General features: G+C 68.9%; 29 protein-coding genes and 1 pseudogene. 18 read left to right on the forward strand and 12 right to left on the reverse strand.

The window, feature by feature from the left end; genetic code table 11:
• Positions 1 to 316: pseudogene (locus ACTWPT_RS19265) on the reverse strand (carbohydrate ABC transporter permease); the annotation flags it as partial.
• Positions 313 to 1,161 carry a carbohydrate ABC transporter permease gene (locus ACTWPT_RS19270; RefSeq protein ID WP_443178795.1) on the reverse strand — a complete coding sequence of 283 codons (849 nt, stop codon included), beginning with the start codon at positions 1,159 to 1,161 and terminating at the stop codon, positions 313 to 315. The pseudogene ACTWPT_RS19265 and the gene ACTWPT_RS19270, both read right to left, overlap by 4 nt.
• A gap of 222 nt (positions 1,162 to 1,383) precedes the next feature.
• Here ACTWPT_RS19270 and ACTWPT_RS19275 point away from each other — a divergent pair, with 222 nt between their 5' ends.
• On the forward strand, positions 1,384 to 2,397 hold the full coding sequence (locus ACTWPT_RS19275) for a LacI family DNA-binding transcriptional regulator (protein WP_443178796.1): 1,014 nt from the start codon (positions 1,384 to 1,386) through the stop codon (positions 2,395 to 2,397).
• A 54-nt stretch (positions 2,398 to 2,451) separates the two neighbouring features.
• On the opposite strand, the gene ACTWPT_RS19280 is transcribed toward ACTWPT_RS19275, so the two are convergent.
• Positions 2,452 to 3,150: a response regulator transcription factor gene (locus ACTWPT_RS19280; protein WP_443178797.1), complete on the reverse strand. Its 699-nt coding sequence runs from the start codon at positions 3,148 to 3,150 to the stop codon at positions 2,452 to 2,454.
• Positions 3,151 to 3,418: 268 nt separating this feature from the next.
• Here ACTWPT_RS19280 and ACTWPT_RS19285 point away from each other — a divergent pair, with 268 nt between their 5' ends.
• The 13 genes from ACTWPT_RS19285 (at position 3,419) to ACTWPT_RS19345 (ending at position 15,186) form a co-directional block, all read left to right on the forward strand.
• Positions 3,419 to 3,883 (forward strand): hypothetical protein, encoded by a 465-nt coding sequence (locus ACTWPT_RS19285; protein ID WP_443178798.1) that lies wholly within the window; start codon positions 3,419 to 3,421, stop codon positions 3,881 to 3,883.
• Positions 3,884 to 4,045: 162 nt separating this feature from the next.
• Entirely contained in the window at positions 4,046 to 4,612 is a 567-nt protein-coding gene (locus tag ACTWPT_RS19290; RefSeq protein WP_443178799.1) for an NADPH-dependent FMN reductase, read from the forward strand.
• 10 nt (positions 4,613 to 4,622) lie between these two features.
• The gene (locus tag ACTWPT_RS19295) at positions 4,623 to 5,585 is read left to right on the forward strand and encodes an ATP-binding cassette domain-containing protein (protein WP_443178800.1); all 963 of its coding nucleotides are present in this window, start codon (positions 4,623 to 4,625) and stop codon (positions 5,583 to 5,585) included.
• Positions 5,582 to 6,424, forward strand: a complete 843-nt coding sequence (locus ACTWPT_RS19300) for an ABC transporter permease (protein ID WP_443178801.1) — start codon at positions 5,582 to 5,584, stop codon at positions 6,422 to 6,424. The genes ACTWPT_RS19295 and ACTWPT_RS19300 overlap by 4 nt, the downstream gene beginning before the upstream one ends.
• A 44-nt stretch (positions 6,425 to 6,468) precedes the next feature.
• Positions 6,469 to 7,197: a class I SAM-dependent methyltransferase gene (locus tag ACTWPT_RS19305; RefSeq protein WP_443178802.1), complete on the forward strand. Its 729-nt coding sequence runs from the start codon at positions 6,469 to 6,471 to the stop codon at positions 7,195 to 7,197.
• Between the two features lie 95 nt (positions 7,198 to 7,292).
• Entirely contained in the window at positions 7,293 to 8,495 is a 1,203-nt protein-coding gene (locus tag ACTWPT_RS19310) for a cytochrome P450 (protein ID WP_443178803.1), read from the forward strand.
• Positions 8,496 to 8,534: 39 nt separating this feature from the next.
• Entirely contained in the window at positions 8,535 to 11,828 is a 3,294-nt protein-coding gene (locus ACTWPT_RS19315) for an ATP-binding protein (RefSeq protein ID WP_443178804.1), read from the forward strand.
• 180 nt (positions 11,829 to 12,008) lie between these two features.
• Positions 12,009 to 12,260 carry a hypothetical protein gene (locus ACTWPT_RS19320; protein ID WP_443178805.1) on the forward strand — a complete coding sequence of 84 codons (252 nt, stop codon included), beginning with the start codon at positions 12,009 to 12,011 and terminating at the stop codon, positions 12,258 to 12,260.
• Complete coding sequence (locus ACTWPT_RS19325) at positions 12,226 to 12,726, forward strand: DUF6879 family protein (protein WP_443178806.1); 501 nt, start codon at positions 12,226 to 12,228, stop codon at positions 12,724 to 12,726. Before ACTWPT_RS19320 ends, ACTWPT_RS19325 begins: the two co-directional genes overlap by 35 nt.
• Positions 12,727 to 12,743: 17 nt before the next feature.
• Positions 12,744 to 13,604 carry a helix-turn-helix domain-containing protein gene (locus ACTWPT_RS19330; RefSeq protein WP_443178807.1) on the forward strand — a complete coding sequence of 287 codons (861 nt, stop codon included), beginning with the start codon at positions 12,744 to 12,746 and terminating at the stop codon, positions 13,602 to 13,604.
• Positions 13,605 to 13,667: 63 nt separating this feature from the next.
• Positions 13,668 to 13,877 (forward strand): hypothetical protein, encoded by a 210-nt coding sequence (locus ACTWPT_RS19335; RefSeq protein WP_443178808.1) that lies wholly within the window; start codon positions 13,668 to 13,670, stop codon positions 13,875 to 13,877.
• A gap of 29 nt (positions 13,878 to 13,906) precedes the next feature.
• The gene (locus ACTWPT_RS19340; RefSeq protein ID WP_443178809.1) at positions 13,907 to 14,041 is read left to right on the forward strand and encodes a hypothetical protein; all 135 of its coding nucleotides are present in this window, start codon (positions 13,907 to 13,909) and stop codon (positions 14,039 to 14,041) included.
• Positions 14,041 to 15,186 (forward strand): methyltransferase domain-containing protein, encoded by a 1,146-nt coding sequence (locus tag ACTWPT_RS19345; RefSeq protein ID WP_443178810.1) that lies wholly within the window; start codon positions 14,041 to 14,043, stop codon positions 15,184 to 15,186. Before ACTWPT_RS19340 ends, ACTWPT_RS19345 begins: the two co-directional genes overlap by 1 nt.
• On the opposite strand, the gene pyrH is transcribed toward ACTWPT_RS19345, so the two are convergent.
• Positions 15,173 to 15,892: a UMP kinase gene (gene pyrH / locus ACTWPT_RS19350; RefSeq protein WP_443178811.1), complete on the reverse strand. Its 720-nt coding sequence runs from the start codon at positions 15,890 to 15,892 to the stop codon at positions 15,173 to 15,175. The genes ACTWPT_RS19345 and pyrH overlap by 14 nt on opposite strands.
• A 130-nt stretch (positions 15,893 to 16,022) precedes the next feature.
• Here pyrH and ACTWPT_RS19355 point away from each other — a divergent pair, with 130 nt between their 5' ends.
• On the forward strand, positions 16,023 to 16,496 hold the full coding sequence (locus tag ACTWPT_RS19355) for a hypothetical protein (RefSeq protein WP_443178812.1): 474 nt from the start codon (positions 16,023 to 16,025) through the stop codon (positions 16,494 to 16,496).
• The gene (locus ACTWPT_RS19360; RefSeq protein WP_443178813.1) at positions 16,496 to 16,822 is read left to right on the forward strand and encodes a winged helix-turn-helix domain-containing protein; all 327 of its coding nucleotides are present in this window, start codon (positions 16,496 to 16,498) and stop codon (positions 16,820 to 16,822) included. Before ACTWPT_RS19355 ends, ACTWPT_RS19360 begins: the two co-directional genes overlap by 1 nt.
• On the opposite strand, the gene ACTWPT_RS19365 is transcribed toward ACTWPT_RS19360, so the two are convergent.
• On the reverse strand, positions 16,814 to 17,734 hold the full coding sequence (locus ACTWPT_RS19365) for an AEC family transporter (protein WP_443178814.1): 921 nt from the start codon (positions 17,732 to 17,734) through the stop codon (positions 16,814 to 16,816). The two genes, ACTWPT_RS19360 and ACTWPT_RS19365, sit on opposite strands and share 9 nt — an antisense overlap.
• A gap of 72 nt (positions 17,735 to 17,806) precedes the next feature.
• Between ACTWPT_RS19365 and ACTWPT_RS19370 the strand changes: the two genes are divergently transcribed.
• Positions 17,807 to 18,769, forward strand: coding sequence for an NAD-dependent epimerase/dehydratase family protein (locus ACTWPT_RS19370; RefSeq protein ID WP_443178815.1), 963 nt, complete (start codon positions 17,807 to 17,809; stop codon positions 18,767 to 18,769).
• A gap of 35 nt (positions 18,770 to 18,804) precedes the next feature.
• Here the strand turns inward: ACTWPT_RS19370 and ACTWPT_RS19375 are convergent, their stop codons facing one another.
• Both ACTWPT_RS19375 and ACTWPT_RS19380 read right to left on the reverse strand, forming a co-directional pair.
• Entirely contained in the window at positions 18,805 to 19,212 is a 408-nt protein-coding gene (locus ACTWPT_RS19375) for a cupin domain-containing protein (protein ID WP_443178816.1), read from the reverse strand.
• Complete coding sequence (locus tag ACTWPT_RS19380) at positions 19,209 to 20,204, reverse strand: branched-chain amino acid transaminase (RefSeq protein ID WP_443178817.1); 996 nt, start codon at positions 20,202 to 20,204, stop codon at positions 19,209 to 19,211. The genes ACTWPT_RS19375 and ACTWPT_RS19380 overlap by 4 nt, the downstream gene beginning before the upstream one ends.
• Before the next feature lie 133 nt (positions 20,205 to 20,337).
• Between ACTWPT_RS19380 and ACTWPT_RS19385 the strand changes: the two genes are divergently transcribed.
• A complete protein-coding gene (locus ACTWPT_RS19385; protein ID WP_443178818.1) occupies positions 20,338 to 21,555 on the forward strand; it encodes an MFS transporter in 1,218 nt (405 codons plus the stop codon).
• 2 nt (positions 21,556 to 21,557) lie between these two features.
• On the opposite strand, the gene ACTWPT_RS19390 is transcribed toward ACTWPT_RS19385, so the two are convergent.
• From ACTWPT_RS19390 to ACTWPT_RS19410, 5 genes are all read right to left on the reverse strand, one after another.
• Positions 21,558 to 22,823: an ABC transporter substrate-binding protein gene (locus tag ACTWPT_RS19390; RefSeq protein ID WP_443178819.1), complete on the reverse strand. Its 1,266-nt coding sequence runs from the start codon at positions 22,821 to 22,823 to the stop codon at positions 21,558 to 21,560.
• A 5-nt stretch (positions 22,824 to 22,828) separates the two neighbouring features.
• Complete coding sequence (locus ACTWPT_RS19395) at positions 22,829 to 23,818, reverse strand: branched-chain amino acid ABC transporter permease (protein ID WP_443178820.1); 990 nt, start codon at positions 23,816 to 23,818, stop codon at positions 22,829 to 22,831.
• A gap of 67 nt (positions 23,819 to 23,885) precedes the next feature.
• Positions 23,886 to 24,767: a branched-chain amino acid ABC transporter permease gene (locus ACTWPT_RS19400; protein ID WP_443178821.1), complete on the reverse strand. Its 882-nt coding sequence runs from the start codon at positions 24,765 to 24,767 to the stop codon at positions 23,886 to 23,888.
• A gap of 2 nt (positions 24,768 to 24,769) precedes the next feature.
• Positions 24,770 to 25,486, reverse strand: coding sequence for an ABC transporter ATP-binding protein (locus tag ACTWPT_RS19405; protein ID WP_443178822.1), 717 nt, complete (start codon positions 25,484 to 25,486; stop codon positions 24,770 to 24,772).
• Entirely contained in the window at positions 25,483 to 26,307 is an 825-nt protein-coding gene (locus ACTWPT_RS19410) for an ABC transporter ATP-binding protein (RefSeq protein WP_443178823.1), read from the reverse strand. Before ACTWPT_RS19410 ends, ACTWPT_RS19405 begins: the two co-directional genes overlap by 4 nt.
• Between the last annotated feature and the right edge of the window lie 90 nt (positions 26,308 to 26,397).

The following is a 26,397-nucleotide window of genomic DNA, read 5'->3' on the forward strand; positions in this document are numbered from 1 at the left end:
TGCACAGCATCCCCACCATGAACGCGCCCTTGCCCCTGAACTGGTACCGGGCCAGCGCGTAGCCGCCGGCCAGGGCGACGACCGTGGTGGCGACCAGGGAGGCGAGGCCGACGAGCAGGCTGTTCTGGAAGAAGATGGCGAAGCCCATCCCATTCCAGACCGTGTCGAAGTGCTCGAACGTGATCGGCCACGGCACGATCGACGTGGATCCCCGCGGCCGGAACGCGAAGACCAGCATCCAGTAGAAGGGCACCAGCGTGAACAGCAGGTACAGGCCCAGCGGTACGTAGATCTGCCAGCGGCGCGCCCCCCTCATGACTTGGCTCCGAACTTGCTCAGCCGCAGGTAGGCGATGGAGAAGAAGGTCAGGATCAGGAACGCGACCGTGGTCAGTGCGGTGGCGTAGCCGAAGTTGTGGGACTGGGCTGCCTGCTGCGCGACGTACAGCGGCAGCGTGGTGGTCTGGTGTGCGGGACCGCCGCCGGTCAGCGTGTAGAGCAGGTCGACGTTGTTGAACTCCCACACCGAGCGCAGCAGCGTGGACAGGATGATCGCGTCCCTCAGGTGCGGCAGCGTGATGTGCAGGAATCTGCGCATCCGGCTCGCGCCGTCCACGGCGGCGGCCTCGTACAGGTCCTTCGACACCGACTGCAGGTCGGCCAGGAGCAGGATCGCGAAGAACGGCACCCCGCGCCACAGCTCGGCCAGCACGGCCGCCCAGAACACGGTGTCCGGGTTCGCCAGCGGCGCCGCACCGTAGTCCATCAACCCCATGTCCGCCAGATAGCGCGACATCCCGGTGAACGGGTTGTACAGCAGCACCCAGATCGCGGTGGTCAGCACTCCAGAGACCGCCCACGGGGAGAAGACCAGCGCCCGTGACAACGCCCGGCCGACGAAGCTCTCGTTGACGATCAGCGCGAGCGCGAGCCCGAGCAACAACTGCAGCACGACCTCGACGACCACCCACTTGACGCTGAAGCCGAGGCTCTGCCAGAAGATCGGGTCCTCGAACAGCAGCGTGCGGAAGTTCTCCAGCCCGGCGAAGCCGTTGTCCCAGGGTTTGGTCACGTTGTAGTGCTGGAGGCTGTAGTAGAGCACGCTGCCCATCGGGTAGACGAGGAACCCGAGCATCGCGATCAACGACGGCGCGATCAGCAAATATGGTGTCCAAGGTCCCGCTCGGCGTGGTGGCGCCAACGTGCACGACTCCTTTGAGGGGCAGGGGGTGCAATCGGTTGCAGGAAACGTTGCGGTAGCACGACCGCAACGTCAATGGGACGGGAACGCGCCGGGCCCCACCATCAGGGCAAATGCCGAAATCTCGAAATTTTCGGTGCCATGGCCTGGCCTTTTACCCGGCATGCGGAGAAGGTGGGGGGCATGACCGCCGAAGACCAGCCCCAGCGGTTGCCCAAGCTCGCGGTGATCGCCCGCGAGGCCGGCGTGTCCGTCGCAACCGTTTCCAAAGCACTCAACGGCAGATCCGACGTCTCCCCGCACACCCGCCGCCTGATCGCCGAGGTGCTGGAGCGGCGCGGCTACCCCAGGCAGCGGGTCAAGCCGGCGCGCGGCAGCCTGGTCGACGTCATGCTGCAGGGCCTGGACTCGGTGTACGCGCTGGCGATCCTCGGCGGCGTCGAGGACGCGGCCTGGCGGCTGGGCATGGACCTGGTGGTCTCCGCGGTGGTCGACCGCACCAAGAACGGCCAGCCGCCGCCCGCCTGGCTGGACCGGATCAGTGCCCGCGACAGCGCGGGCGTGCTGCTGGTCCGCACGTCGCCGACCGCCACGCAGCGGACATGGCTGGCCGACCACGGAATCCCGGCGGTGATCGTGGATCCCCGGCGCAAGCCCCCGCCCGGGGTGCCGGTCGTCGTCTCGGCCAACCGGGCCGGTGCCAGGGCAGCCACCGAGCACCTCATCAACCTCGGGCACGAACGCATCGCCATCGTCACCGGGCGCCCGGGGGTGCCGTGCGCGGCCGAGCGGCTGGCCGGCTACCGCGAGGCCATGGCCGCGGCCGGGCTGCGGGTGGACCCACGGTGGGAGGTGTGCGGATATTTCCAGACCGAGAGCGCCCTGCAGGCCACCCGGGAACTGCTCGCCACGCTGCCCGAGCCGCCGACCGCCGTCTTCGCCTGCTCAGACTCGATGGCCATCGGGGTCTACCAGGCGCTCGGCGAGCATGGCCTGCACGTGCCTGACGACGTGAGCGTGCTCGGCTACGACGACTCCTGGGCGGCCGAACACGTGTCGCCGGCGCTGACGACAGTCCGCCAACCCTGGCCCGAGCTGGGCTCCGCCGCCCTGACCGCGCTGCTGTCCGGCACGCCCGCGGCGCGTACCGAGTTGCCCACGGCTCTCGTGCTCCGCTCGAGCACGGCTCCCGCGTGAGGCCGGATTCAGCGTCCGGCGACAGTGTCCTCCCCCGGGGTCGTCTCCTCGATGTCATTCCGCCGGTCTGAGCGTGTAGCCCGCGCCGCGCACCGTGTGGATCATCGGCGGGCGCTGGGCGTCGATCTTGCGGCGCAGGTAGGAGATGTACAGCTCGACGACGTTGCTCTGGCCGCCGAAGTCGTAGGCCCACACCCGGTCGAGGATCTGGGGTTTGCTGAGCACCCGACCCGCGTGGTGCATGAGGAATCTGAGCAGCTCGAACTCGGTGGGCGTGAGCTTGATCGGCTGGCCGGCCCGCCGTACCTCACGGGTGTCCTGGTCGAGGGTGAGGTCGCCGACCACGAGCCCGGCGTCCGGCCGAGCCCGCGCCGCGCCCGAACGACGCAGCAGGCCGCGCAGCCTGCTGACGATCTCTTCCAGGCTGAACGGCTTGGCGACGTAGTCGTCGGCACCCGCACGCAGGCCGATCAGCCGGTCCTTGGCCGAGTCCCTCGCGGCCAGGAACAGGATCGGCACGCCCGGCAGCACCGCGCGCAGCCTGGGCAGGAGCTCGATCCCATCCATGTCGGGCAGCATGACGTCCAGGACGATGGCGTCGGGGCGGAACCCGCGGGCCGCGCGGATGGCCTCGCCGCCGTTGTGGGCGCTGCGGACGTCCCAGGATTCCTGGCGCATGACCATGGACAACAGTTCCGTCAGCGGGGGCTCGCCGTCCACGACGAGGATGTTGATCGTACTGGTCGTGTGCATGGTCGTGACGATGGCAGCCGTGCATGAGGGTTTGATGATGCGGACTTATGAATCGCCTGAATCGCCGTTATGTGCTGCAGATCACTGAGTGCTGGTCAGGGCGCCTGTCTGCGCTCATGCAATTCATAAGGTCGTAACAGGTCGCTCTTAGATTCGCGCAGCAGAGTGTTCGGCATGGAGATGGCCCTTCGGGAGCTGAACGCAGATGTTCGGCCAGGTCCATCCCGGATTGGATTGTTGACTCGTGCGCTTCGCCAAGCCTTTCACCGTGACCCTCGTCAGTGCCGCCCTGCTCGCCCTGCCGCTCTCGGGCGCCGCCCTCGCGGAGACGCCCAAGCCGCAGCCCGCGGCGACGATCGCGATCGGAACCCTGAATCCGGCGCAGCCCGGGAACGTGGACCTGGCATGGGGCAAGGACACCGACGCCAAGCGCCGGGTTGCGGTCAAGGTCTCCGTCGAGCCCGGCCGCGTGCGGGCCGGCAGCACCTACGAGGTGACGATCGTGGCCAAGGGCGCTTCCTCGGGCAGGGCCACGGTGACGAGCCCTGAGGGCAAGACGTACCGCGTGGCGCTGTCCGGCGGCCGCGCCACTCTCACGCTGACCGCGCCGGCCAAGGCCAGGCCGGGCGAGAAGACCGTGACGGTCAAGGTCGGCAACAAGGTGGCCACCGCTTCGTTCACCGTGGTCGATGCCAAGAAGCCGCGCGACGACCGCCACCACGACGGGCGGTGACCGTACCCTTCCCAAGCCACCCCGCCGAGACCAGCCCATTGGATCCCTCTCCCCTGCTGGTCTCGGCGGGGTCTTTTTTGGTTGTGCCCCCAGGCCGCTAGATCTGATCTAGCGGCCTTTCTAGCGCCTAGGGGGTGACGGCGCAGGAGGGAGGGGCGGACCATGAGCCCATTGCGGGTAGCGGTGATCATCGGCAGCACCCGAGTCGGGCGCGTCGGCGACGCGGTCGGTCACTGGTTCACCGAGCGCGCCCGCTGCCGCGACGACCTCGCGGTCGAGCTGCTCGACCTGGCCGCGTACACCTTTCCCGGCTGCTACCCGGCCGCGGCCACCCCCGCCATGTGCGGCTTCACCGCGGCGGTCGGCGGCGCGGAGGCGTTCGTCGTGGTCACGCCCGAGTACAACCGCAGCTTCCCCGCCTCGCTCAAGCAGGCCATCGACTTCGCCTACGACGAGTGGCAGGCCAAGCCGGTCGGGTTCGTGGCCTACGGCTCAGGATCGGCCGGACTCTACGCGGTCGAGCAGCTCCGTACGGTCTTCTGCGCCCTGCACGCCGTCACCATGCGCGACTGGGTGGGGCTGGACCTGCTCGGCGAGGGCTTCGAGGGGTGCGGGCGGCCCCGCGACACCGACGACCGGCTGCGCGCCATCGCGGCCATGCTCGACCAGCTCACGTGGTGGGGCCGCGCCCTGCGGGAGGCCCGCCGCGCCCAGCCGTATGTCTCATGAAAGGAAGATCATGCTGGCGATAGAAACCTCAGGACTGGTCAAGACCTTCGGCGACACCCGGGCCGTCGACGGGCTCGATCTCAAGGTGCCGGCCGGCGCCGTCTACGGCGTGCTCGGCCCCAACGGCGCGGGCAAGACGACCGCGGTACGCGTCCTGGCCACGCTGCTGAAACCGGACGCGGGACAGGCCAGCGTGTTCGGGCACGACCTGGTACGCGAGGCGGACGCCGTACGGAGCCGGGTGAGCCTGACCGGCCAGTACGCCTCCGTGGACGAGGAGATGACCGGCGAGGAGAACCTGATCCTGCTCGCCCGCCTGCTCGGCCACCGCAAGCCGGCCGCCAGGGAGCGGGCGGCGCAGCTGCTGGAGGCGTTCGGGCTGGCGGAGGCCGGAGGGCGGCAGGTCAAGACGTACTCGGGCGGCATGCGGCGGCGCATCGACATCGCGGCCAGCATCCTCAACACGCCCGACCTGCTCTTCCTCGACGAGCCGACCACCGGGCTCGACCCGCGTAGCCGCAACAACGTCTGGGACATCGTCCGCATCGTCGTGGCGCACGGCACCACGGTGCTGTTGACCACGCAGTACCTGGAGGAGGCCGACCGGCTCGCGAGCCGCATCGCGGTCATCGACCACGGCAAGGTCATCGCCGAGGGCACTCCGGGTGAGCTGAAGTCGTCCGTCGGCGCGGGCTCGGTCCATGTACGGCTGCGTGACCCGGCCACCCGCCCCGACGCCGAGCGGGTGCTGGCCGAGACCCTGGGCGCGCCCGTCTACCTGGAGTCCGACCCGGTCGCTCTGACCGCACGCGTCACGGGGAGCGGCAACGAGGCGGAGCAGGCCTCGCGTGCCCTCCACCGGCTGGCCGAGGCCAGCATCGTCGTCGACGACTTCTCCCTCGGCCAGCCCAGCCTGGACGAGGTGTTCCTGGCCCTCACCGACCACCGCGCCACCGAGGAGGCGGCAGCATGAGCACAACCACCGAGAGCGGAACCACGTACGCGCCCGCGGCCGACGTCCTCGGCACAGTCCTGGCGCCGGGGGCCCGGCCGCCGCGGCCGAGCGCCTTGTCGGCGTCGGTCACGTTCGGCTGGCGGGCGATGTTGAAGATCAAGCACGTGCCCGAGCAGCTCTTCGACGTAACGGCTTTCCCCCTGATGATGACGCTGATGTTCACGTACCTGTTCGGCGGCGCGCTGGCCGGGTCGCCGACCAAGTACCTGCAGTTCCTGCTGCCGGGCATCATGGTGACGAGCGTCGTGATGATCACCATGTACACCGGCCTGGAGGTGAACAAGGACATCGAGAAGGGAGTCTTCGACCGCTTCCGCACCCTCCCGATCTGGCGCCCGTCCACCATGGTCGGCTACCTGCTGGGCGACCTGCTGCGGTACACGATCGCCTCGATCGTCATACTGGCGGTCGGGCTGGTGCTGGGCTTCCGCCCGCCGGGCGGGTTCACCGGCGCGGTGGGCGGGATCCTGCTCCTGCTCGCCTTCTCGTTCGCGTTCTCCTGGTTGTGGACCATGTTCGGGCTGCTGATGCGCAGCGAGAAGTCGGTGATGGGGGTCAGCATGCTGGTGCTGATGCCGCTGACCTTCCTGAGCAACGTCTATGTCGATCCGTCCACCATGCCGGGCTGGCTGCAGGTCTTCGTGAACGCGAGCCCGATTACTCACCTGGTGAGCGCCGTACGGTCGCTGATGGCCGGCACGCCGGACGCCGGGGAGATCACGTGGGTGCTGGTGTCCGCGGCGGTGCTGATCGCCGTGTTCGGCACGCTGACCATGCGGTTGTACAACAGGAAGTGAGCCGCCTCTGTGCCCGGTCCTGTCGGACCGGGCATATGTGGTTCATGCCAGAGAACAACTTCGACGAACGGACAGCGGAGACGTACGAGGCCAAGTGGCCGGAGCTGTTCGACCCGGCGGTGGTCGACCCGGTGGTGGACGTCCTCGCCGATCTGGCGGGATCGGGCGCCGCTCTCGAACTCGGCATCGGCACCGGCCGCATCGCCCTGCCGCTCAGCCGGCGTGGTGTCCCCGTGCACGGGATCGAGCTGTCGCCGGCCATGGTCGCGCAACTGAGGGCCGCGCCCGGCGCCGAGCACATCGGCGTGACGATCGGCGACTTCGCGACCACCCGGGTGAGCGGGCCCTTCAAGGTCGCGTACCTGGTGCGTAACACGATCACGAACCTGACGACGCAGGACGAGCAGGTCGAGTGCTTCCGTACGGTGGCGGCGCAGCTGGAGCCGGGCGGCTGCTTCGTCATCGAGGTGTACGTCCCCGAGCTTCGCCGGCTTCCACCCGGCCAGACCGTCCACCCCTTCATGGTGACCCCCGGGCACCTTGGCTTCGAGGAATACGACGTCGCGACGCAGATCGCGTACTCCCACCATTACTGGGTGGTGGACGGGCAGCTCGAGACCCGCTCGACGCCGCACCGCTACGTGTGGCCGGCTGAGCTGGATCTCATGGCGCGGCTGGCCGGGATGACGTTGCACGAGCGCTGGGCCGGTTGGAAACGCGAGCCCTTCACGGGCGAGAGCCGGAGCCACGTGTCGGTGTGGCGGAAGACGTGATCCTGCCTCACATCTGATCGACGATCACACTAGTACGGACCCTCCGGGGTTGTTACCGTTTACGCCACCAACGACGATCATCAAGAGGTTACCCAATGACCGAGTCCTCGGTGATGCCGCTGCACATGCGGCGGGTGGAGTTCGACCCCGCTCCGGAGCTGGCGGCGGCGCGTGACGAAGAGGGGGTCAAGCGCGTCCCCAGCGTGTACGGCGGCGGGGCGGAGGCCTGGCTCGTGACCCGGTACGCGGACGTACGCGAGGTCCTGGGCGATGCCGAGCGGTTCAAGATCGCACCACAGACCATCGCCCGGCTGCCCGGAGCGCCGGAGCTGACCAAGGAGCAGCTCGCCAAGATCAACGCGGGCAACCTGATCGGCGTGGACCCGCCCGAGCACACGCGGCTGCGGCGCATGCTGACCCCCGAGTTCACGATCCGGCGCATGCGCCGCCTGGAGCCGCGGATCAAGCGCATCATCGACGACCATCTGGACGCGATGGAGGCCGCCGGGTCTCCGGCCGACCTGGTGTCGTCGTTCGCGCTGCCTATCCCGTCGCTGGTGATCTGCGAGCTGCTCGGTGTCCCGTACGAGGAGCGCGAGGGCTTCCAGAACCGCTCCAGCAGGATGCTCGACATGACCGTGCCCGCCGAGGAGCGGGTGGGCCTGCAGTTCCAGGCGCGCGCGTACATGGAGGACCTGGTCCGGCGCATCCAGGCGGACCCGGGCGAGGACCTGCTCGGCATGCTGGTCCGCGAGCACGGCGACGACCTGACGACCGACGAGCTCATCGGCATCGGGAGCCTGCTGTTGTTCGCCGGGCACGAGACCACCTCCAACATGCTCTCCCTGGGCACGCTGGCCCTGCTGCGCCACCCCGAGCAGCTGGAGCTGCTGAAGAAGGAGCCCGAGCGGATCGACGGCGCAGTGGAGGAGCTACTGCGCTGGCTCAGCATCGTGAACTCGGGCACCACCAAGGTCGCCACGACCGATGTCGAACTCGGCGGGAAGAAGATCGCGGCTGGGGACCTGGTGATCTGCGCTCTGTCCGCCGCCAACCGCGACCCCGGGCTCCTGGCCGACGCGGACAAGTTCGACCTAGTACGCGGCATGCCCGGCCACGTCGCCTTCGGTCACGGCGTCCACCACTGCCTGGGAGCCCCGCTCGCCCGCATGGAGATGAAGATCGCCTTCCCCGCGCTGTTCCAGCGTTTCCCCGGGTTGCGCCCGACGGAGAACACGCCGCAGTTCCGCTCGTCCAGCATCGTGTACGGCCTGTCGTCCCTGGAGGTCGCCTGGTAGTGGATTTGTCGGTGGCGGCGGGTAGCGTGAGCAACCGTCATGCCTATCGACGCCGCCACGCACGAGCTCATCGGCAGGGACCACCCGGCCGCGTTGCTGCGTGCCGAGATCACCCGGCTGATCGGTAGCCACGGCGGCCTGGTGCTGGTCACCGGCGAGGCGGGCATCGGCAAGACCACGTTGGTCACCAGCGCGGCGCGCGAGGCCAGGCGGCAGGGCGCGCTGGTGGTGGGTGGCGCGTGCTGGGACTCCGGCAGCGCGCCGGGCTACTGGCCGTGGACCCAGGTCATCCGGGCCCTGCGCCGCGGCGCCGAGCCCGAGGAGTGGGCCGCGGCGGAGGCGGCGGCGGGCGCCAGCCTGACCGCCCTCCTCGGCGAGACCCCGACGCCGGATGGCGACCAGGCTCAGCAGGGCCACGGGAAGTCCCCCTTCCTCACGGTCGCTCCGGGCGGGGATGAGGTCCCCGACACCTTCAGGCTCTACGACGCCGTCACCTCCGCCCTGGTCGCGCTCGCGCAGCGCCGCCCGGTCGTCATCGTCATCGACGACCTGCACGTGGCCGACCCCGCCTCGCTGAAGCTGCTGGAGTTCGCGGCCCAGCAGACGTGGTTCGAGCGGCTGCTGCTGATCGGCACCTACCGCGACGCCGAGGTGGAGCCGGTCGACCACCCGCTGCGCGACCTGCTGTCGCCGCTCGTCGCCAAGGCCACCACCATCACGCTCACCGGCCTCGACGAGGCGGGGGTGGCGGCGCTCATGGCCCGCACCGCCGGCCGGCAGCCGCCGCCCGACCTGGTCGCCGAGGTCCATCGCCGCACGGGCGGCAACCCGTTCTTCGTCGAGCAGACCGCCAGGTTGTGGCGCAGCGGCGGCTCGGCCACCGCCGTCGCACCCGGCATCCGCGATGCGTTGCTGCGCCGACTGTCCCTGCTGCCGCGACCGGTCGCCGAGCTGCTGCCGGCCGCGGCCGTGCTGGGGCGCGAGTTCCACAGGCAGGTGCTGGCCGCGACCATCGCGGCCCCGGTCGCACACGTGGACCGGCTGCTGGAGCTCGCCGTGGTGGCCAAGCTTGTGGTGACCAAGGGCGGCGGCGAGTTCGCCTTCGCGCACGACCTGGTCCGGGAGACCCTCTACGACTCATTGGCCGACCCACGCGACCTGCACGCCGCCGTCGTCACCGCCCTCGACCGCGCACCCGGCCTCGCGCTCTCGTCCGGCCTGGCGAGCAGGATCCTGCCGAGCGACCTGGCCAGGCACGCATACCTCGCCGGCGACCGCATCGACCCGGGCCGGGCAACGGGCCTGCTGCTCGCCGCGGCCCGGGACGCGCGGGGACGGATGGCGGGCGAGGAGCAGCTGGGCCACCTGCGACGGGCATACGAGCTGAGCGCCGCCGATCCTCGCACCCACGCGATCGTCGCACTCGAGCTGGGCAAGGAGCTGCACCACACGGGCGAAGGCGACGAGGCACAGCGCCTCTTCGAGCAGGCCGCTGCCATCGCCGGCGACCTCGACGACGACGCCGAGCTGTCCGCCCGCGTCGCCCTGACCCTCCGCTCCCACTACGGCCGCGACAAGGCCCTCGACCAGCTGAGACAGGCCCACGCCAGACTGATCGGCGGCCCGGCGCCGGACGACCGGCTCGCGCTCGATCTGGTCATCCGCCTCGCCCAGCTGGCCAGGCAGGGAGGCGACGACGACGCGCTGGCGTTCAGCCTGTGGGCGCACCACGACATCATCTGGGGCCCGGGCACGGCCGCCGAACGCGTGGCGCTGACCGCCGAGCTGATCACTCTCGCCCGACGCACCTCGGACCCGGAGCTGGAGCACTTCGCCAGGGCGCTGCGCTGGGTGGCCATGATCGAGCAGGGCGACCCCCGCTACCTCGACCACTTCCACGACTACGCCGCCAAGGGCCGCCGTACCGAGCAACCGCACTTCGTCATGACCGCGGCGATCGACGCGAGCATCATCGCGGCCTTCACCGGCCGCTTCGCCGAGGCCGAGTCGCTCCTGTCGGAAATCCACCTAGGTGACCGTCACGACCACATGGTCTTCATGCTGCAGCACCACCGCTGGGCCATGGCATGGCTGCAGGGCAGGCTCGAGGAGCAGGAGGAGCTGCTGGAGAAGCTGAGAGGCAGCGGCCACCCGTGCCCCGGTCTACTTGAAGCACTAACGGCGCTGCAGAGCGGCGACGTCGAGACCAGCCTGCACCGCCTGGCCGAGGGCGAGCCCCGCGACCGCATGTCCCAACCGCTGTGGCTGCGCCTGCAGGCGGAGGTGGCGGCAGCCACCCAGGACCCAGAACTGTGCGCCACGGCCCGAGCCGCCCTGTCCCCGCACCGCGGACAATGGACGGTGGCACTGTGGGGCTGGGACATCAGCGGACCTTACGACCTGTGGCTCGGCATGGTGGACGCGGCGGAGGGACGCTGGGACGCGGCCGTCGACAACCTCACCGCCGCTTACCACTCGGCCGACCGCATGCAGTCCTTGCCGTGGTCGGTCCTGACCCGAGCGCACCTGGCCGAGACGCTGCTCACCCGCGCGTCTCCCGGCGACGCGGAAGCGGCGCAAACCCTACTGGACGGCGTCCGCCGGGACGCGGCCGAGCTTGGTATGCCGCACGTGCTGGGGTCCGTACGCCCGGCGCGGCAAACCCAGCCACCCTCCCTGCAATGGGACGGCCCGCATGTCCCCAGCCAGGACAACGCGCCGGGCTTGCTCGGAAACGCCTGGACACCCCTGCCGGTCCGGCAGAGAAACCCGGCCCAGCACGCGCCGAGCGGAGAATTCCGACGGGATGGAGCAGTCTGGTCGCTGATCTTCGCGGGCCGAGCCGCACACATGCCGGACGCGAAGGGCCTACGCGACCTGCACACCCTCCTCAGCCGCCCGGGCGAGGACGTGCCCGCCGTACGCCTGCTGGAACCGGAAGGCGGCGAGCTCGTCGTGGCCGCCCGCCGGATGGGCGGTGACGACGTACTGGACGAGGAAGCCAAGACCCGTTACCGCCGCCGCCTCACCCAGCTGGACGAGGAGATCGACCGGGCCGTGGAGCGGGGCGACGACGGGCGGGCGGCCGAGTTCGACAGGGAGCGGGCCGCGCTGCTGGAGGAGCTGCGGGCGGCGGCGGGACTTGGCGGGCGTACGCGCCGCCTGGGCGACGAGGCGGAGCGGGCCCGCAAGACCGTCACGGCCAGAATCCGCGACGTGTTCCGCAAACTTGATCACACCCACCCCAAGCTGGCCGCCCACCTGCGCGCCTCCGTCTCCACCGGCTCCACCTGCCGCTACCAGCCCGACGAAGAGATCACCTGGCGTCTCTGAGCGGCTCATCCCCGCATCCACCTCCTGCTGTCCTGAATGGAGCAGAGTACGAGCGCGCGCCTGCGGTTACTTTGCGCTTACTTCACATCACCCAATGCATGACTTTCCTTGACGGCCTCCCTCGGGGTGTTCAGACTTGCCGGTGCAAGGACTCGCAAGCCAACGATCCGGGAGGCTGGGATGGCGCTAGCGTTCTACGGCAAGGATCCGAACAATCCGGGCAACAACTGCCCAGCGGTGTTCCGAGACTCTGTCACGGGAGACTTCTACTTCCAGGGCGAAACCGTGACGGATCCCGAGATCCTCGCTTGGGTCGCGGCGAGCAGCCCGATCCTGGACACCGAGTCGGTCGTGCGGCTTCCCGAGCGCATGATCCAGATCATCATGGAGGCATGTCTTGGCAGACTTCAGCGAACTTCTGGCGAAGTGTGAGCGCACAGCCTTCAAACTGGAGACGCGCGACCAGTACATGACCAGCGATCCGGGCTACCTCGCCTGGGAAGCAGGTGACCCGGACGGCGCAGTCCTGTCGTATGCGGACTGGACCGCCACCGCCAAGGCCGCCGTGGATCGTGGGGTGAGCATGCGCCGCGTCCGTGTCATCTCTGAGCCGGTCAGCACCTACATCTCCTTCGAGCATGCGGTGACGCCTGGAGTGAATCTGGCCGCTGGCGAGGAGATTCGCTGGCTCCCCCGACGTCTGGCCTCGGATCTGCTGCTACCCGGAAACGATGTATGGATCTTCGACGACCGGCTTGTCCAGTTTTGCTACTTCGCCGGCGACGGGGCATGGGTCGCCAACGATGAGAACGAGTCTCCGATCGTCGTGAGGCAATGCGCTACTGCCTTTGCGGCCGCGTGGGATCGAGCCACGGATCACAAGGAGTACACGGTTTAGCACTCGCATCCCGTTCCATGGCTTCCACACCGCACTCCAGCTCAAGCGCCCAGGCGGCCCGGCAAGCGCTTGCGAGTAGGCTGCGCGAACTACGGCTCGACGCCCATCTCACCTCGCGAGCACTGTCGACCGCGGCAGGATGGCATGAGGCGAAAACCTCTCGCATCGAGCACGGCAAGAAGCAGCCGTCGGAGAGTGACATAGCGATTTGGGCGCAGGTGTGCGGCGTCCCAAGGCTGATACCCGAGTTGGTCGCCGAACTGCGAGCCGTAGAGCTGACCTGGCTGGATTGGCGTCGCGCCGAGAAGACCGGCCTGGCGCATCTGAATGTGGCGGTCAGGGAGCTCTACAAGCGCACGCGGCTGTATCGCTCGTACTGCCAAGACGTGATTCCCGGGCTTCTCCAGACGGAGGAGTACACCACGGTGACCCTGTCTGCCATCCGTGACGGACGTCGCGTCCCCGTGGATGACGTGGCCGAAGCCGTCACCGAGCGCATGGCACGCCAGCACATCCTGTACGAGCCGGGGCACCGCTTCGTGTTCGTTATCGAAGCGGCCGCGCTTTCTTACCGGCGCGGCGGGCCCGAGGTGATGGCCGGTCAGCTCGGCCACCTCTTGGAGGTGATGTCGCTGTCTTCGGTCGTTCTCGGGATCATCCCTCCCGACGTGGAACGTGCGGGTCGGTGGCCTGTCGAAAATTTCTACATGTTCGACGACGAGCAAGCGAACGTCGAGCTGGTCTCGGGCTTTCTCACGATCACTCAGCCAACGGAAATCGCGCTCTATGCCGAGACCTTCGTGCGACTGTACGACGCGGCGGTGTTCGGACGGCGGGCACGGGCTCTGATCGAGAGCGCCAAGCGGACCATGGATTGAGAGAAGCCGCAAACATCCGCAAGCTTCTGGAGCTCTGAGTGGGCCCGTGTCTACGGTCAGGGCATGACGACCAGGAAGTTCCCAGGCTGGGAGATCATGGGAGGTGCTGGTGGCGGCTACATCGCCTTTCGCACCATTCTCGTGCCCGGCCAAAGCGGACTCTCCAACGTACGCTGCGGCACCACCCTGTCCGAGCTCTTCGAGCACTTGGCGCAGGAAATGCGTCGCCAAGAACGGTCGTCTGCGGCAAGGAGACTGCCAGGCGCGGCCTGAAGCCCAGAACCTCAAGGAGGAACGTCGGCGTGGGAAAACACAAAGACCCGCAGAGTCCCAAGGACCAGCCGTTCAAGCCCGATCCCAGCAAGGCCACACCCGATGGCTACAAGGAGTCGACTGGCAAGCATGGGGACAGCAAGGGCAAGGACGGCAAGAAGTAGTGGATGAGGTCATCGTCCAGCGTGTCGAGCGCCTGGTCGAGTACGTCAGCGGTTTCGAGGATATCCAGGGCTTCGTCGCCGAGGCCGTCCGCGCCGTGCCGCGCCACCGGTTCATCCCGGATGTGGCGCTGGCGGCGCCCAGCGATCCCGATCACGCGTTCGTCATCGATCGCGACTCCGACCCTGACACCTGGTGGGAAACGGTCTACTCCCCGACTCCCATCGTCACCCAACTCGACGACGGCGACACCGATATCAGGGCCCGCGTGGGCGTCTATACATCCTCCTCGTCCGCACCGAGCACAGTCGCGCACCTGCTGCAGCTGTTGAACCCGGAGCCGGGCGACCAAATGCTGGAGGTGGGCACTGGGACAGGCTGGACCGCCGCGTTGATCGCTCACCTGGTCGGCCCGCACGGCAGAGTGACCTCGATCGAGATAGACGAGGTCGTGGCGGAGCAGGCCGCGAAGAACCTCGTCTCAGTCGGCATGCACGCGCACGTGGTCGTCGGCGATGGCGCGGACGGGTGTCCCCAGGGGGCTCCGTACGATCGTGTCCACGTCACCTGCGGTATCCGTACCGTTCCCTACGCGTGGGTCGAGCAGTGCCGGCCGGGAGGCGTCATCGTCGCGCCCTATTGCCCTGGTTTCGGCGACGATCATGCACTCCGGCTGGTGGCGCTGCCTGATGGCACCGCGATCGGTCGTTTCCCAGGCCATGCCTCCTACATGATGATGCGCTCCCAGCGACCTGCTTCGTATTCCCCCGATGACGGGAGCGGCCGGCGCTACCCCACACGGGTGCATCCGCGCACCATCGGGCTCGCGCCGCCCGGGGCGGACCTCGCCATGGCGGCCGTCACCGGCCTCTACGCGCACATCAGCCGGGAAGAGAACAGGTTCCTGACGTACGTGCTGGATCCGGCCGATCCCGGCCAGTGGGCGGTGGCCGTCCATGAGCGTGGCAATCCAGAGCACACCGTCTACCAGATGGGCGAGCGTCCCCTGTGGGAAGAGGTGTGCGATGCCTATTTCCAGTGGCTCGGCTGGGGCGAGCCCGGACGGGACCGGTTCGGGATGACGGTGACCCCCGAAGAGCAGTGCGTTTGGCTGGACACACCCGATCAGGTGCTCAATCGCGGGTGATGCGGGTGCCGATGTCCTCGCCTTCGCAGATCGCGCTCATCGCTCCCACCTGGGCGACGTCGAAGACGTGCATGAGGAGTCCCTGCTCGTTTGCGAGGACGAAGGCGCTCTGGTCCATGATCCTGACCTCTGCGGCCAGCGCCTCCCGATAGGTGAGGGTGGTGAAGCGTTTGGCGTCGGGATCGAGGTTCGGGTCGCGGTCGTAGACGCCGTCAACGCCGCGCTTGGCGACCAGCAGGGCGTCGGCCTCCAACTCCAGCGCCCGCTGGACCGCGGGATAGTCGGTGGTGACGTATGGCTGTCCGATGCCGCCTGCCAGCAGCACGATCAGGCCGCGCCGCAGGTGCCGGTCGGCGCGTAGCCGGATGAACGGCTCGGCCACGCTCTGCATCGGCACCGCCGTCATCACCCGGACATCCGACTCGCAGCGTGCTGTCAGAACACCGCGCAACATCAGCGCGTTCATCACCGTGCCGAGCATTCCGATGTTGTCGGCCTCGGCCCGGCCGATCCCCCACCCGTCGGCCATCCGGCCCCGGAAGTAGTTGCCGCCGCCGATCACCACGGCGAGCTCGACTCCGAGCGCGTGCACAGACAGCAGCTCATCAGCCAGCTGCGCGAGACTCGCCGGGTCCGCGCCCCAGCCCGAAGGCCCCGCCAGGGCCTCACCGCTGAGCTTCACCACGACACGTGAATAACGGCTCACGCCCCCAGCCCCCCTTCGGGCCGCGCGATCGGCGACCCGGCCCAGCGTAACCGGCGACGACGACTTTCCTGTGAGGAAAATAGATGCTACTTTCCTTATAGGAAAGTCGACTAACGATCAGGAGTGGCTCATGAACCCGCACGATGCCCAGTCCTCACTCGACGACATCCGCCGTCTCCAGGAGAAAACCCGTGACGAGTACATCCGCCAGGGATTCGCCCTCCCGTACGTGGTGGCATCGGCGATAGGCCTCTTCATCTCTTTTGGGTCGGTCGATCTCGAGCGCCCCTGGAGCACTGTTGCGAACGTGGTCGGAGTCATCGTGTTCGTGGTAGCGGGCATCGTGCAGGCACACCGCACCGCTGTTCGCAGGAAACCCGCCGCCCCGGATGTGCTGGTCTTCGCGGGATGGCTCGTCGGGCTCATCGTGGCTTTCGGCCTCTTCCGGATCATTGGCTGGGCGTTGTTCGACCTGCCGGCCTCTGGGTTGCTGTCGCAGGGCACGTTCGCAGCCGCCGGAATGGCCGTGATGTACGTCGCCACCGTGCCCCTGATCCGCCGGGCCATCAGGGAGATCGTCCGGCAGGAAATCGGTCGTGCCTGATGGACCCGTTGTTCGATGAGTTCCTCCACGTCCCGGCGCGGTTGTCGCTCGTCGCGCTGCTGGCCCCGGCCGACTGGGTGGACTTCGCCTTCCTGCGGGACACGATCGGGACCAGCGACTCGGCACTGTCCAAGCAGATCTCGGCGCTGGCCGGTGCCGGGTACGTCGAGGTACGCAAAGGGCAGGAACGCAGGACCCGGCGCACCTTCGTGCGGCTCACCCCGGCAGGGCGGCAGGCGTTCGAGCGGCACGCGGCCGCGCTGGAGCGGATCGTCGCGGCCGCGCGGGCACAAGCAGTCCATCCCCCGGCGAACGGCTCAGCCTAGGACCGCGCCGATCGTCGTCATGATCGGAATGGACAGGACCGTGGTGATGAGGACGGCGCTGCGGGCCAGGCGTCGGCCCGTGTCGTAGTTCACCGCGTACACATAGATGTTCTGTGCCGTGGGCAGTGCGGCGAACAATGTGGCGGCCAGCAACGCGCTGTCGTCGAGGCCCAGGGCGAAGCGGGCGGTCAGGTACGCGATCGCGGGCTGGACGACGGATTTCAGCGCGACCACGAGGCCGATGTCCCAGCCGAGGCCGCCGCTTTTCTCGGTGGGCGCGCGCTGGGAGCCGTACAGGCTGAGGCCGTAGGCGAGCAGGGCGACGGGGATGGCCGCGCCACCGAGCAGCTCGATCGGGCGCATGACCGTGACGGGGAGGGAGACTCCGGTCAGGGCGCAGGCCAGCCCCAAGAGGGAGGCCACGGTCAAGGGGTTGCGGAAGGGGAGGAGGAGGGCCGAGCGGATCGATCGGGCGCCCTTGTCGAGGATCAGGAAGGAGATCGGGGTGATGACGATCAGCTGGAAGAGGAGGATGGGCGCGACCAGGGCGCCGTCGCCCAGGACGTAGATGGAGATGGGGACGCCGAGGTTGCCGGCGTTTACGTAGGAGGAGGCCAGGGCGCCGATCGTGGTTTCTCTGCGGTCCCTGCGCCAGAGCAGCTTCGCCACCAGCACGTACGCCAATTGCACGCACACCACGGCCACGACCTCGGTCAGCAGCACCGGTGAGAGGAGCGTGCCGAGGTCAGCGCGGGAGACCGTGGCGAACATCAGCGCCGGTGTCGCGACGAAGAAGGCCAGCCGGGACAGGACCAGCTCGTCGCTGGCTCGCAGTAAGCCGCCGGCGCCGACGACGTAGCCGAGCACGGCAACGGACACCAGTGCGGCGAACGCCGCGACAACCCCCGACACGCTGACCTAACCTCCGAAAATCGGACGTTTAGCAGCGTATCGGGTGGCCCAAGTGCAGGTTAGGCTGCGTCCATGCGTGTAGTGGTCATCGGCGCCAGCGGTCATATCGGCACTTATCTGGTCCCAAGACTCGTCGAAGCAGGTCATGACGTGGTCGCGGTGAGCAGAGGCAAGCGGGACCCCTACAGCCCTCACGGGGCGTGGCAGCGGGTCACCACCGTCACGGCCGACCGGGATGCGGAGGACGCCGACGGGACGTTCGGGCGGCGGATCGTCGAGCTCGAAGGTGACGTCGTCATCGATCTCATCTGCTTCCAGGAGGACAGCGCACGGCACATCGCCGAGGCGCTCCACGGGCGGGTGCGGCAGTTCCTGCACTGCGGGACGATCTGGACGCACGGGCCGAGCGCGCAGGTGCCGACGACCGAGGACCGGCCGAAGCGGCCGCTCGGGGAGTATGGGAAGCAGAAGGCCGCCATCGAGGCGTATCTGCTGGAGCGGGCCCATCGGGACGGGTTCCCGGTGACGATCGTTCATCCGGGACACATCACCGGCCCCGGGTGGGTGCCGGTCAATCCGGCCGGAAACGTCAATCCGGCTGTCTTCCAGACTCTGGCCGACGGGGAAGAGCTCGCGCTGCCGAACTTCGGCATGGAGACCGTGCAGCACGTGCACGCCGATGACGTGGCGCGGCTGTTCATGGACGCCATGAACACCCCGTCCGTGTCCGTGGGTGAGAGCTTCCACTCCGTGGCCACGAGCGCGCTGACGCTGCGCGGGTACGCCGAGGCGGTGGCCGGGTGGTTCGGGCGGGAGGCGCGGCTGGCGTACCTGCCGTGGGAGCAGTGGCGGGCCACGGTGTCCGAGCTCGACGCGCAGATCACGCTCGACCACATTTCCTACAGCCCGCACTGCAGCATGGAGAAGGCCGAGCGGCTGCTCGGGCACCGGCCGCGGTACACCCCGCTCGAGGCCATCGCGGAGGCCGTCGACTGGCTGGTGAGGGCCGGGACCATCGCGCGCCACGACGACTGAGCCGCCGTCAGGTCGCGGTCACCGGCTCAGCGCCGTCATGTGGTGGCCGGCCACGTCAAGGAGGCGTCCGGTGCCTCCTCCAGGCCGGCCCAGTCGCTGCGGACCGGAGAGAAGACCTCGACGACGACCGCGCCCCGCGGTCCGGACTTGACCACGTGCGGCACGTTGGAGAGGATCCGCCACATGCCGCCGGGGCCCAGGTCGCGGGTCTCCTCGCCCACGGTGAAGGTCAGCGAGCCCGCGAGACAGAGCCCCACCTGCTCGTTCCCGTGCTGATGCGCGGGCACCAGCCCGTCCGGCGGAATCTCCACCACCGCCATCGTGATCCGCTCGCTCTGCAGGACGCGGGCGGTGACGTCCTGCCAGATCCGCAGGGGGCGAAGGTCGGCGAGTTCGGTCAGTGCGCCGGCCGTCGTGGTCTCGCGGGTTTTCTGCTCGCTCATCGTGCCTCCATGGCCTCGTCGTATGCGGCGTCGTCGTGTGCGGCCTCGTCGTACGCGGCCTCGTCGTATACGGGTGTCGTCCATTCGTGGTGCCGGTCGCTGTCGCGGCACGCGATCTCCCGCAGGGTGCGCTGCACGGCCAGCGTGGTCTCGCCGGCGACGCCCTCGCCGATCGGGCGGCCGTCCACCTCGGTGACGGGGACGACGATCGCGGCCGTGCCGCACAGCAGCGCCTCGTCGCAGGCGTACAGCTCCGAGCGGTGGATCCGGCGCTGCGTGACGGTGCTGCCGAAGTCCTCGGCCAGCAGGTCCATCACCTGCCGGCGGGTGATCCCCTCCAGGATGTCGTCGGTGACCGGCGGCGTGGCCCACTCCTCGCCGATGCGCACGAGGATGTTCGAGGTGGTCGCCTCGGCCACGTGGCCGTCCCCGGTCAGCAGCAGGGCCTCGTCGAACCCGTGCCTGATCGCCTCGGTCTTGGCCAGGGCGGGGCCGACGTAGCTCCCGATCACCTTGGCACGGTTGGGCACCGCGACGTCCGTGCCGCGGCGCCAGGTGCTCACCATGCAGCGAACGCCACGCGGGTTGATGTAGTCGCCGGGCATCGGGGTCGCCGGGATCAAGAGCCGTGTCCCGGAGTCGTGCATCCGCACCGCGAGTTGCTCGCCGGCCAGGAGCAGCAGCGGCCGGACGTAGGCGTTGGCCCGCACCTCGTTCCTGCGTAACAGCTCCATGTTCACGGCCACCAGGTCTTCGGGCCGGTACGGCAGCTCCAGGCCGAGGATCCGCGCCGAGCGCGCCAGCCGCGCGTAGTGCGCCTCCGCCTCCAGTAGGTAGAGCTGCCCTTGCCCGGCGTTCCACGTCGCCCGGATGCCCTCGAACGTCCCGGTCCCGTAGGAGACCACGTTGGCGAGGACGCTCAGCCGCGCGTCGTCCGAGCGGACGAACTCGCCGTCTGCGAAAACCCAGTCGTACGGCTGCCCGAAGGTCATACCGTTGACTTTATCAAGCAATTCGCTGACTCCGTCAATAGATGGCCGAATCGCGAAGTCGCCTGACAAGATGCTGTGGGGGTGGATTTCAGGGCACCCGCCACGACTGAGCCACGACGAAAGGGTCTCGACCGTGCGCAAGGCCATGGCTCCCCTGCTCGTCACCATCCTCGCCGTCTTCTCCGCGCAGCAGCTCCTCACTCCGGTCCTGGCGCCGCTCGCGCGGGAGCTGGCGCTGACGGAGACGCAGCTCGGACTGGTGATCACGATTTCCGCGGCCACCTTGACCGTCGCCAGCCCGATGTGGGGACGGGCCATGCGCAGGCTGCGGCTGCGTACGGTGCTGCTGAGCGGGCTCGGGCTCGCGGGCGCCGGCCTGATCGGGTTCGCCGTGGCGGTCACCCTCGGGCTGGAAGAGGTGGTGCCGCCGCCGGTCACGTTCGCCTTGATGATCGCCACTCGTAGTCTTCTGTTCGGCCTCGGGCTCGCCGCGCTGCCGGTCGCCGCCCTCACCGTGGCGGGGCTCGTCACGACCGGGGAGGCCGATCGGACCAAGGTCACCGGGCTGGTCGGAGCGGCACAGGGGCTCTCCCTGGTGGTCGGGCCCGCGGGCGGCGGCGCGCTGGCCGTGGCGTCGCTGCTGCTGCCCCTCTACGTGTCCCCGGTGATCTGCCTGCTGCTCGCGGTTTGGGTGCTGATGGCCGTGCGCAACGAGCCGGCCAGAGCTCCCCAAGGCATCGAAGGTCCCCGGCTGCGGCTGTGGGACGCGCGGCTGTGGCCGCTGTTCGCGATCGGCTTCTGCGTTTTCCTGTCGCTCGGGCTCGTGCAGGTGATCCTGGGTTTCCTGATCGCCGACCGCCTGCACGTGGATCCCCAGGCCACGGCCGCCGGCGTGGGCCTGGCCCTGGCCGTGGCGGGCATCGTGATCGTCGGCGTGCAGGGTGTCCTGGTGCCGGCGCTCGGGTGGCGGGCGCTCCGGCTGATCCGCGTCGGCGCGCCCATCGCCGTCGCCGCCTTCGGGCTGCTCGCCGTCGCACACAGCCTGTGGTTGATCACCGTGGCGTTCGGGCTGCTCGGGGTGGGGCTGGGACTGGCCATGCCGGGGGTCACGGCGGCGCCCGGCCTGCTCGTCGGGCCCGAGGGGCAGAGCTCGATGTCCGGGCTGCTCAACGCCGTCATCGGCTCGACCTTCGTGGCAGGGCCGCTGCTGTCCACGGCCCTGTACGAGCTCGCCCCGGTGGCCCCGGTCCTCGCCGCGTTCGTCGCGGCGGCGACGGCCGTGGCGCTCGCGTGGTTGTCACCGGCTGCCCGCCACGCCAAAGCCGCGGCCGAGGCCGTCGCCGCCCCGTAGCGTCACCCGGTCAGCGGACCGAACTCCTTACGCGTGTCGATCACGTCACCGAACAGCTCCCACCGCTCGCCCTTGAACGTCATGAGCTGCATCGACTCGATCGGGAACCCGTCACCCTGGGCCGTGTTGAGCGTCACCCCTGGCAGCAGCATGTCGATCGGAACGCTCTGGAGATTGCGTACGGAGTCCCGCAGACCTTCGCGAGTCGGGCACTTGGCCGCTTCCATGGCCTTGTGGAAGCTGTTGGCGACCGCCCAGCCGAAGGTGTGGTACGGGATGTTCGGGTCGGCGCCGGGCGCGTACTGCTGCATCTTCTGCTTGTACAGCGTCATCTCCGCGTCGCTCTGCCAGGTCGGATCGTTGGGGTCCTTGTAGTACGAGCTGGACACGATGCCCTGCACGTTCTCGAACCCGACGGGCTTGAGCACGGTGATCGAGGCGGACACGTTGTTGATGATGTGCAGCGGGTTCCAGGCGGTGTTCTTGGCGTCGGCCGCCAGCGCCTGCGAGCCGAACTTCGGCGTGGTGATGTTGAGGAAGACGTCCGCCTTCGACTCGGCGAGGTTACGCATCTGGGGGTCGATGCTGGGGTCCGAGACCTCATAGCTCTGCTCGGCGACGATCTGGACCTGGGTGCCCTCGATGGCCCGTTTGAAGCCGCCGAACAGGTCCTTGCCGAAGTCGTCGTTCTGGTAGAGCACGGCGACCTTCGCCTGGGGCTTCTCGGTCTTGAGGTATTGGGCGTAGACGCGGGCCTCGGAGATGTAGTTGGGCTGCCAGCCGATGGTCCACGGGTGCGCGGCGTCGGTGCCCCACTTGGAGGCGCCGGTGGCGACGAAGACCTGCGGCACCTTGCGCTGGTTGGTGTAGTCCCAGGTCGCGGTGGTCGAGGGCGTGCCGAGAGTCTGGAACAGCGCGAACACCTGCTCCTGCTCGACCAGCCTGCGGGCCTCCTCGACGGCCTTCGGCGGCTGGTAGCCGTCGTCGCGCACGACGAACTCGACCTTGCGCCCGCCGATGCCGCCCTTCTCAGCGTTGACGTAGTCGAAGTACGCCTTGATGCCCTTGGGGATGTCACCGTACGCCGAGGCGGGGCCGGACAGCGGGTAGATACCGCCGAGCTTGATGCTCTTGTCCGTGATGCCGGTCGTCTGCTGTCCCTGGCACTGGCCCGACGCCGTGGTGCCCGTGCCGCCGCTGTCCCGTCCCCCGCAGGCGGCGACGGCCAGCACGAGCAGTGCCGTACAGCCGATCGCTGATACACGCATCCCTCTTACTCCTTCCGGGGAATTTTCCTGATCAAGCGGCCGGCCAGCCCGGCGAGGCCCGTCGGCGCCACGTACATCACCGCGATGATCAGCAGGCCGAAGATCACGCCGGGCGCGGCGTCGTTGATCTCCTGCGAGATGCTGGGCACGAACATCACGAACAGCGCGCCGAGCACGGGCCCGGACATCGCGCCGAGCCCACCCACCACCAGGCCGGCCAGCAGGGTGATGGACAGGTTGACGGTGAAGGAGTCCGGCGAGACGAACCCGATCACCCACGTGTAGAGGCAGCCGGCCGCCCCGGCGAACATCGCACTCCAGGCGAACGCGAGCGTCTTGTAGAACGACAGCCGCACGCCCATGACCTCGGCGGCGATCTCGTTGTCCCGGACGGCGTGCAGTGCCCGGCCCACCCGGGACCGCAGCAGGCTGCCGGCCAGCAGGAACGCGGCGACGGCGGCGCCGAGGGTGAGGAAGTACAACCACTGGTCCTCGGCCAGGCCGCTCCAGGCCGGCGGCGCCGGCTTGGCCAGCGTCAGCCCCATCGAGCCGCCGGTGACCTCCTCGAACCGCTTGAGCAGGGGCACCAGAAAGATCGCCATGGCGAGCGTGACGAGTGCCAGGTACAGGCCGCGCAGCCGCATGGCCGGCACGCCGAACGCGAGGCCCAGCACGAAGGCGACGGCCGCCGCGATCGGCAGCGTCAAAGGGTACGGGAGGTTCCAGCGCTCCATGAGAATGGCGGCCGCGTACGCGCCCACCGCGAAGAACGCGCCGTGGCCGAGCGAGATCTGGCCCGCGTGGCCGACGAGGAGGTTCAGCCCGAGCAGCGCGACCGCGTACACCAGGACCATCGTGAGCTGGAAGACGTGGAAGGGGATGAGCTGGAACGGCGCGTAGACGGCGGCCGCCAGCGACGCGGCGGCGGCCACCCACCGCCACCGGAACGTGAGAAGCCTCGCGGGCACCATGGTCACCTGCGTTGATCCACTCATGCGCCCTCCTTCGTCGGTCGCATGAGCGGACCACTGCTGCGTCCATTTGTTCGTTCGCTACGCTCTCTCACGATCGCTCCACCACCGCTCGCCCGAACAGCCCTTGGGGCCGCAGCAGCAGGACGCCCAGGATGATCGCCAGCGGCACCCCGATCTTGAGGTCGGAGCCGATGAAGGTGACGTAGGCCCCGGCGAGCGTCTCCGCGACGCCGACGATCACGCCGCCCACGACCGCCCCCGCCGGGCTGTCGAACCCGCCGAGCGTCGCCGCCGCGAACGCGTAGATGAGGACGCCGCCCATCATGTTGGGCTCCAGGAACAGCAGCGGCGCGATGAGCACTCCGGACACCGCGCCGACGGTGGCCGCGAGGCCCCAGCCGAGCGCCAGCGTCCAGCCGACCCGGATCCCGACGAGCCGCGCGGACGAAGGGTTGGTGGCCACCGCCCGCATCCCCAGGCCGATCTTGGTGTGCTGGAAGAGCAGGTACAGCAGGCCCATGACCAGCGCCACCACGCCGAGCACGCCCAACGTCGAGAAGCCGACGCTGATCCCGCCGAGCTCCAGAGCGCCTTGCGGGAACGGGTTCGGGAAGTCCTTGATGAGGAAGGTCCAGATCCACCCGGCGGCGGCGTTGACGAAGATGAACAGCCCGACGGTGACGATCACGATGGTCAGCTCGGGGGCGCCTTCCACCGGCCGGATGATCAACCGCTCGATGAGCATGCCGCCCGCGAAGGACACGACGAGTGTGAGCGCCAGCGCCGCCCAGAACGGCAGCCCCGCCGCCACGCACGTCCAGGCGATGTACGTGGAGAACATGGCCAGCTCGCCCTGGGCGAAGTTCACGATCCCGGTGAACTGGTAGATCAGCACCAGGGCCAGTGCCATGCTGGCGTAGATGGCGCCCGCGCCGAGCCCTTCGACGACCTGTTGCAGGAATCCGGCCATGCCTACACCCGGTATCCGAGGTAGGACTGCGCGACCTGCTCGTCCGCCCTGATCTGCTCGGCCGTCCCGGACAACACGATCCGCCCGGTCTCCAGGACGTGCGCCTGCTGGGCGATGCCGAGTGCGAGGTGGGCGTTCTGCTCGACGACGACCACGGTGGTGCGCTCCTCTTCGTTGATGGCCTGGACGATGCGGAACAACTCCCGGGTGACCAGCGGCGCGAGGCCGAGCGAGGGCTCGTCGAGCAGCAGCACCCTGGGCCGCAGCATGAGGGCCCGGCCGAGGGCCAGCATCTGCTGCTCGCCGCCGCTGAGGCTGCCCGCGGCCTGCTTGAGCCTGGTCTTCAGGACCGGGAAGTAGGTGTAGATCCGATCGAGGTCGGCGTCCACGTCGTTCTTGCCGCGCCGGACGAACGCGCCGAGCCGCAGGTTCTCCTCGACGGTCAGCGGCATGCACGTGCCCCGCCCCTCGGGCACGTGCGCGACGCCCAGCCGGGCGACGGCGTCGGGCGAACGGCCGGTCAGGCTCACCTCGCCGAGCCGGACCGTGCCGCGGGCCTTGACCATGCCGCACAGGGCGCGGAGCAATGTCGTCTTGCCGGCGCCGTTGGGCCCGAGGATGGCGCAGATCTCGCCCTCCCCCACGTTGAGGGAGACGCCGTGCAGCACGCGGGCGTCGCCGTACCCGGCGACCAGGTTTTCCACGATGAGCGCTGTCATGCGCCCTCCTTCGTCGGTCGCATGACAGATGTGCTGTGTCCATTTGTTCGCTCGCTGCGCTCACTCACGGCCGTCCCCAGATAGGCCTCGATGACGCCGGGATCACGTTGCACCTCGGCCGGCGGGCCCTCGGCGATCTTGCGGCCGAAGTCCAGGCAGACGATGCGCTCGCAGAGCCCCATGACGAAGCCCATGTGGTGCTCGACCACGATCACGGTCAGGTCGTACGCGTCCCTGATCGCTCGCAGCGTGCCCGCGAACTCCTCGACCTCGGCCGCGTTCAGCCCGTTCACGGGCTCGTCGAGGAGCAGCAGCCGGGGACGCGAGACCAGCGCGCGGGCCAGCTCCACCCGTTTCAACGTGCCGAACGGCAGCCCGGTCGCCGGATGCCCGGCCACCTTGGTCAGGCCGAGCCGCTCCAACACGGCGTCGGCCTCGGCTCGCAGGGCCCGCTCCTCGCGGCGCACACCGGGCAACCGCAGCCCCGCCGTCAGAAAGCCGGCACGGCCCCGATGATGCGCGCCGACCAGCACGTTGTCGCGTACGGACAGGCGCGGGAACAGTCCGAGGTTCTGGAACGTGCGCGCGATGCCGAGCCGCGCGATCGCGTACGGGTCCACGGCGGTCAGGTCCCGCCCCTCGTACGTGATCGTTCCGGAGTCGGCCTCGTACCGCCGGGTCAGGCAGTTGAACAGGGTGGTCTTGCCGGCGCCGTTCGGCCCGATGAGCCCCACCATCTCGCCGCCCGCCACCTCGAAGCCCACGCCGTCCAGCGCCGTGATGCCGCCGAAGCGAACGGTAAGATCGTGTACCTCCAGCATCCGGCCTCCTGGAGAACAATGTTCTGAACGTGGGCTCAGCGTAGGATCCGCTCGTCTGGAGCCGCATTGGGCACGGTGACCCAAGATGTT

This window comes from Nonomuraea sp. 3N208 (assembly GCF_052245935.1).
GTDB lineage: Bacteria > Actinomycetota > Actinomycetes > Streptosporangiales > Streptosporangiaceae > Nonomuraea.

What these genes read in the sequence shown, in the direction of transcription:
- ACTWPT_RS19275 (WP_443178796.1), top strand. Translation starts at nt 1,384, where the DNA reads ATGACCGCCGAAGACCAGCCCCAGCGGTTGCCCAAGCTCGCGGTGATC.
- ACTWPT_RS19280 (WP_443178797.1), bottom strand. Translation starts at nt 3,150, where the DNA reads ATGCACACGACCAGTACGATCAACATCCTCGTCGTGGACGGCGAGCCC.
- ACTWPT_RS19290 (WP_443178799.1), top strand. Translation starts at nt 4,046, where the DNA reads ATGAGCCCATTGCGGGTAGCGGTGATCATCGGCAGCACCCGAGTCGGG.
- ACTWPT_RS19295 (WP_443178800.1), top strand. Translation starts at nt 4,623, where the DNA reads ATGCTGGCGATAGAAACCTCAGGACTGGTCAAGACCTTCGGCGACACC.
- ACTWPT_RS19300 (WP_443178801.1), top strand. Translation starts at nt 5,582, where the DNA reads ATGAGCACAACCACCGAGAGCGGAACCACGTACGCGCCCGCGGCCGAC.
- ACTWPT_RS19305 (WP_443178802.1), top strand. Translation starts at nt 6,469, where the DNA reads ATGCCAGAGAACAACTTCGACGAACGGACAGCGGAGACGTACGAGGCC.
- ACTWPT_RS19310 (WP_443178803.1), top strand. Translation starts at nt 7,293, where the DNA reads ATGACCGAGTCCTCGGTGATGCCGCTGCACATGCGGCGGGTGGAGTTC.
- ACTWPT_RS19315 (WP_443178804.1), top strand. Translation starts at nt 8,535, where the DNA reads ATGCCTATCGACGCCGCCACGCACGAGCTCATCGGCAGGGACCACCCG.
- ACTWPT_RS19320 (WP_443178805.1), top strand. Translation starts at nt 12,009, where the DNA reads ATGGCGCTAGCGTTCTACGGCAAGGATCCGAACAATCCGGGCAACAAC.
- ACTWPT_RS19330 (WP_443178807.1), top strand. Translation starts at nt 12,744, where the DNA reads ATGGCTTCCACACCGCACTCCAGCTCAAGCGCCCAGGCGGCCCGGCAA.
- ACTWPT_RS19335 (WP_443178808.1), top strand. Translation starts at nt 13,668, where the DNA reads ATGACGACCAGGAAGTTCCCAGGCTGGGAGATCATGGGAGGTGCTGGT.
- ACTWPT_RS19355 (WP_443178812.1), top strand. Translation starts at nt 16,023, where the DNA reads ATGAACCCGCACGATGCCCAGTCCTCACTCGACGACATCCGCCGTCTC.
- ACTWPT_RS19360 (WP_443178813.1), top strand. Translation starts at nt 16,496, where the DNA reads ATGGACCCGTTGTTCGATGAGTTCCTCCACGTCCCGGCGCGGTTGTCG.
- ACTWPT_RS19370 (WP_443178815.1), top strand. Translation starts at nt 17,807, where the DNA reads ATGCGTGTAGTGGTCATCGGCGCCAGCGGTCATATCGGCACTTATCTG.
- ACTWPT_RS19375 (WP_443178816.1), bottom strand. Translation starts at nt 19,212, where the DNA reads ATGAGCGAGCAGAAAACCCGCGAGACCACGACGGCCGGCGCACTGACC.
- ACTWPT_RS19380 (WP_443178817.1), bottom strand. Translation starts at nt 20,204, where the DNA reads ATGACCTTCGGGCAGCCGTACGACTGGGTTTTCGCAGACGGCGAGTTC.
- ACTWPT_RS19390 (WP_443178819.1), bottom strand. Translation starts at nt 22,823, where the DNA reads ATGCGTGTATCAGCGATCGGCTGTACGGCACTGCTCGTGCTGGCCGTC.
- ACTWPT_RS19395 (WP_443178820.1), bottom strand. Translation starts at nt 23,818, where the DNA reads ATGAGTGGATCAACGCAGGTGACCATGGTGCCCGCGAGGCTTCTCACG.
- ACTWPT_RS19400 (WP_443178821.1), bottom strand. Translation starts at nt 24,767, where the DNA reads ATGGCCGGATTCCTGCAACAGGTCGTCGAAGGGCTCGGCGCGGGCGCC.
- ACTWPT_RS19405 (WP_443178822.1), bottom strand. Translation starts at nt 25,486, where the DNA reads ATGACAGCGCTCATCGTGGAAAACCTGGTCGCCGGGTACGGCGACGCC.
- ACTWPT_RS19410 (WP_443178823.1), bottom strand. Translation starts at nt 26,307, where the DNA reads ATGCTGGAGGTACACGATCTTACCGTTCGCTTCGGCGGCATCACGGCG.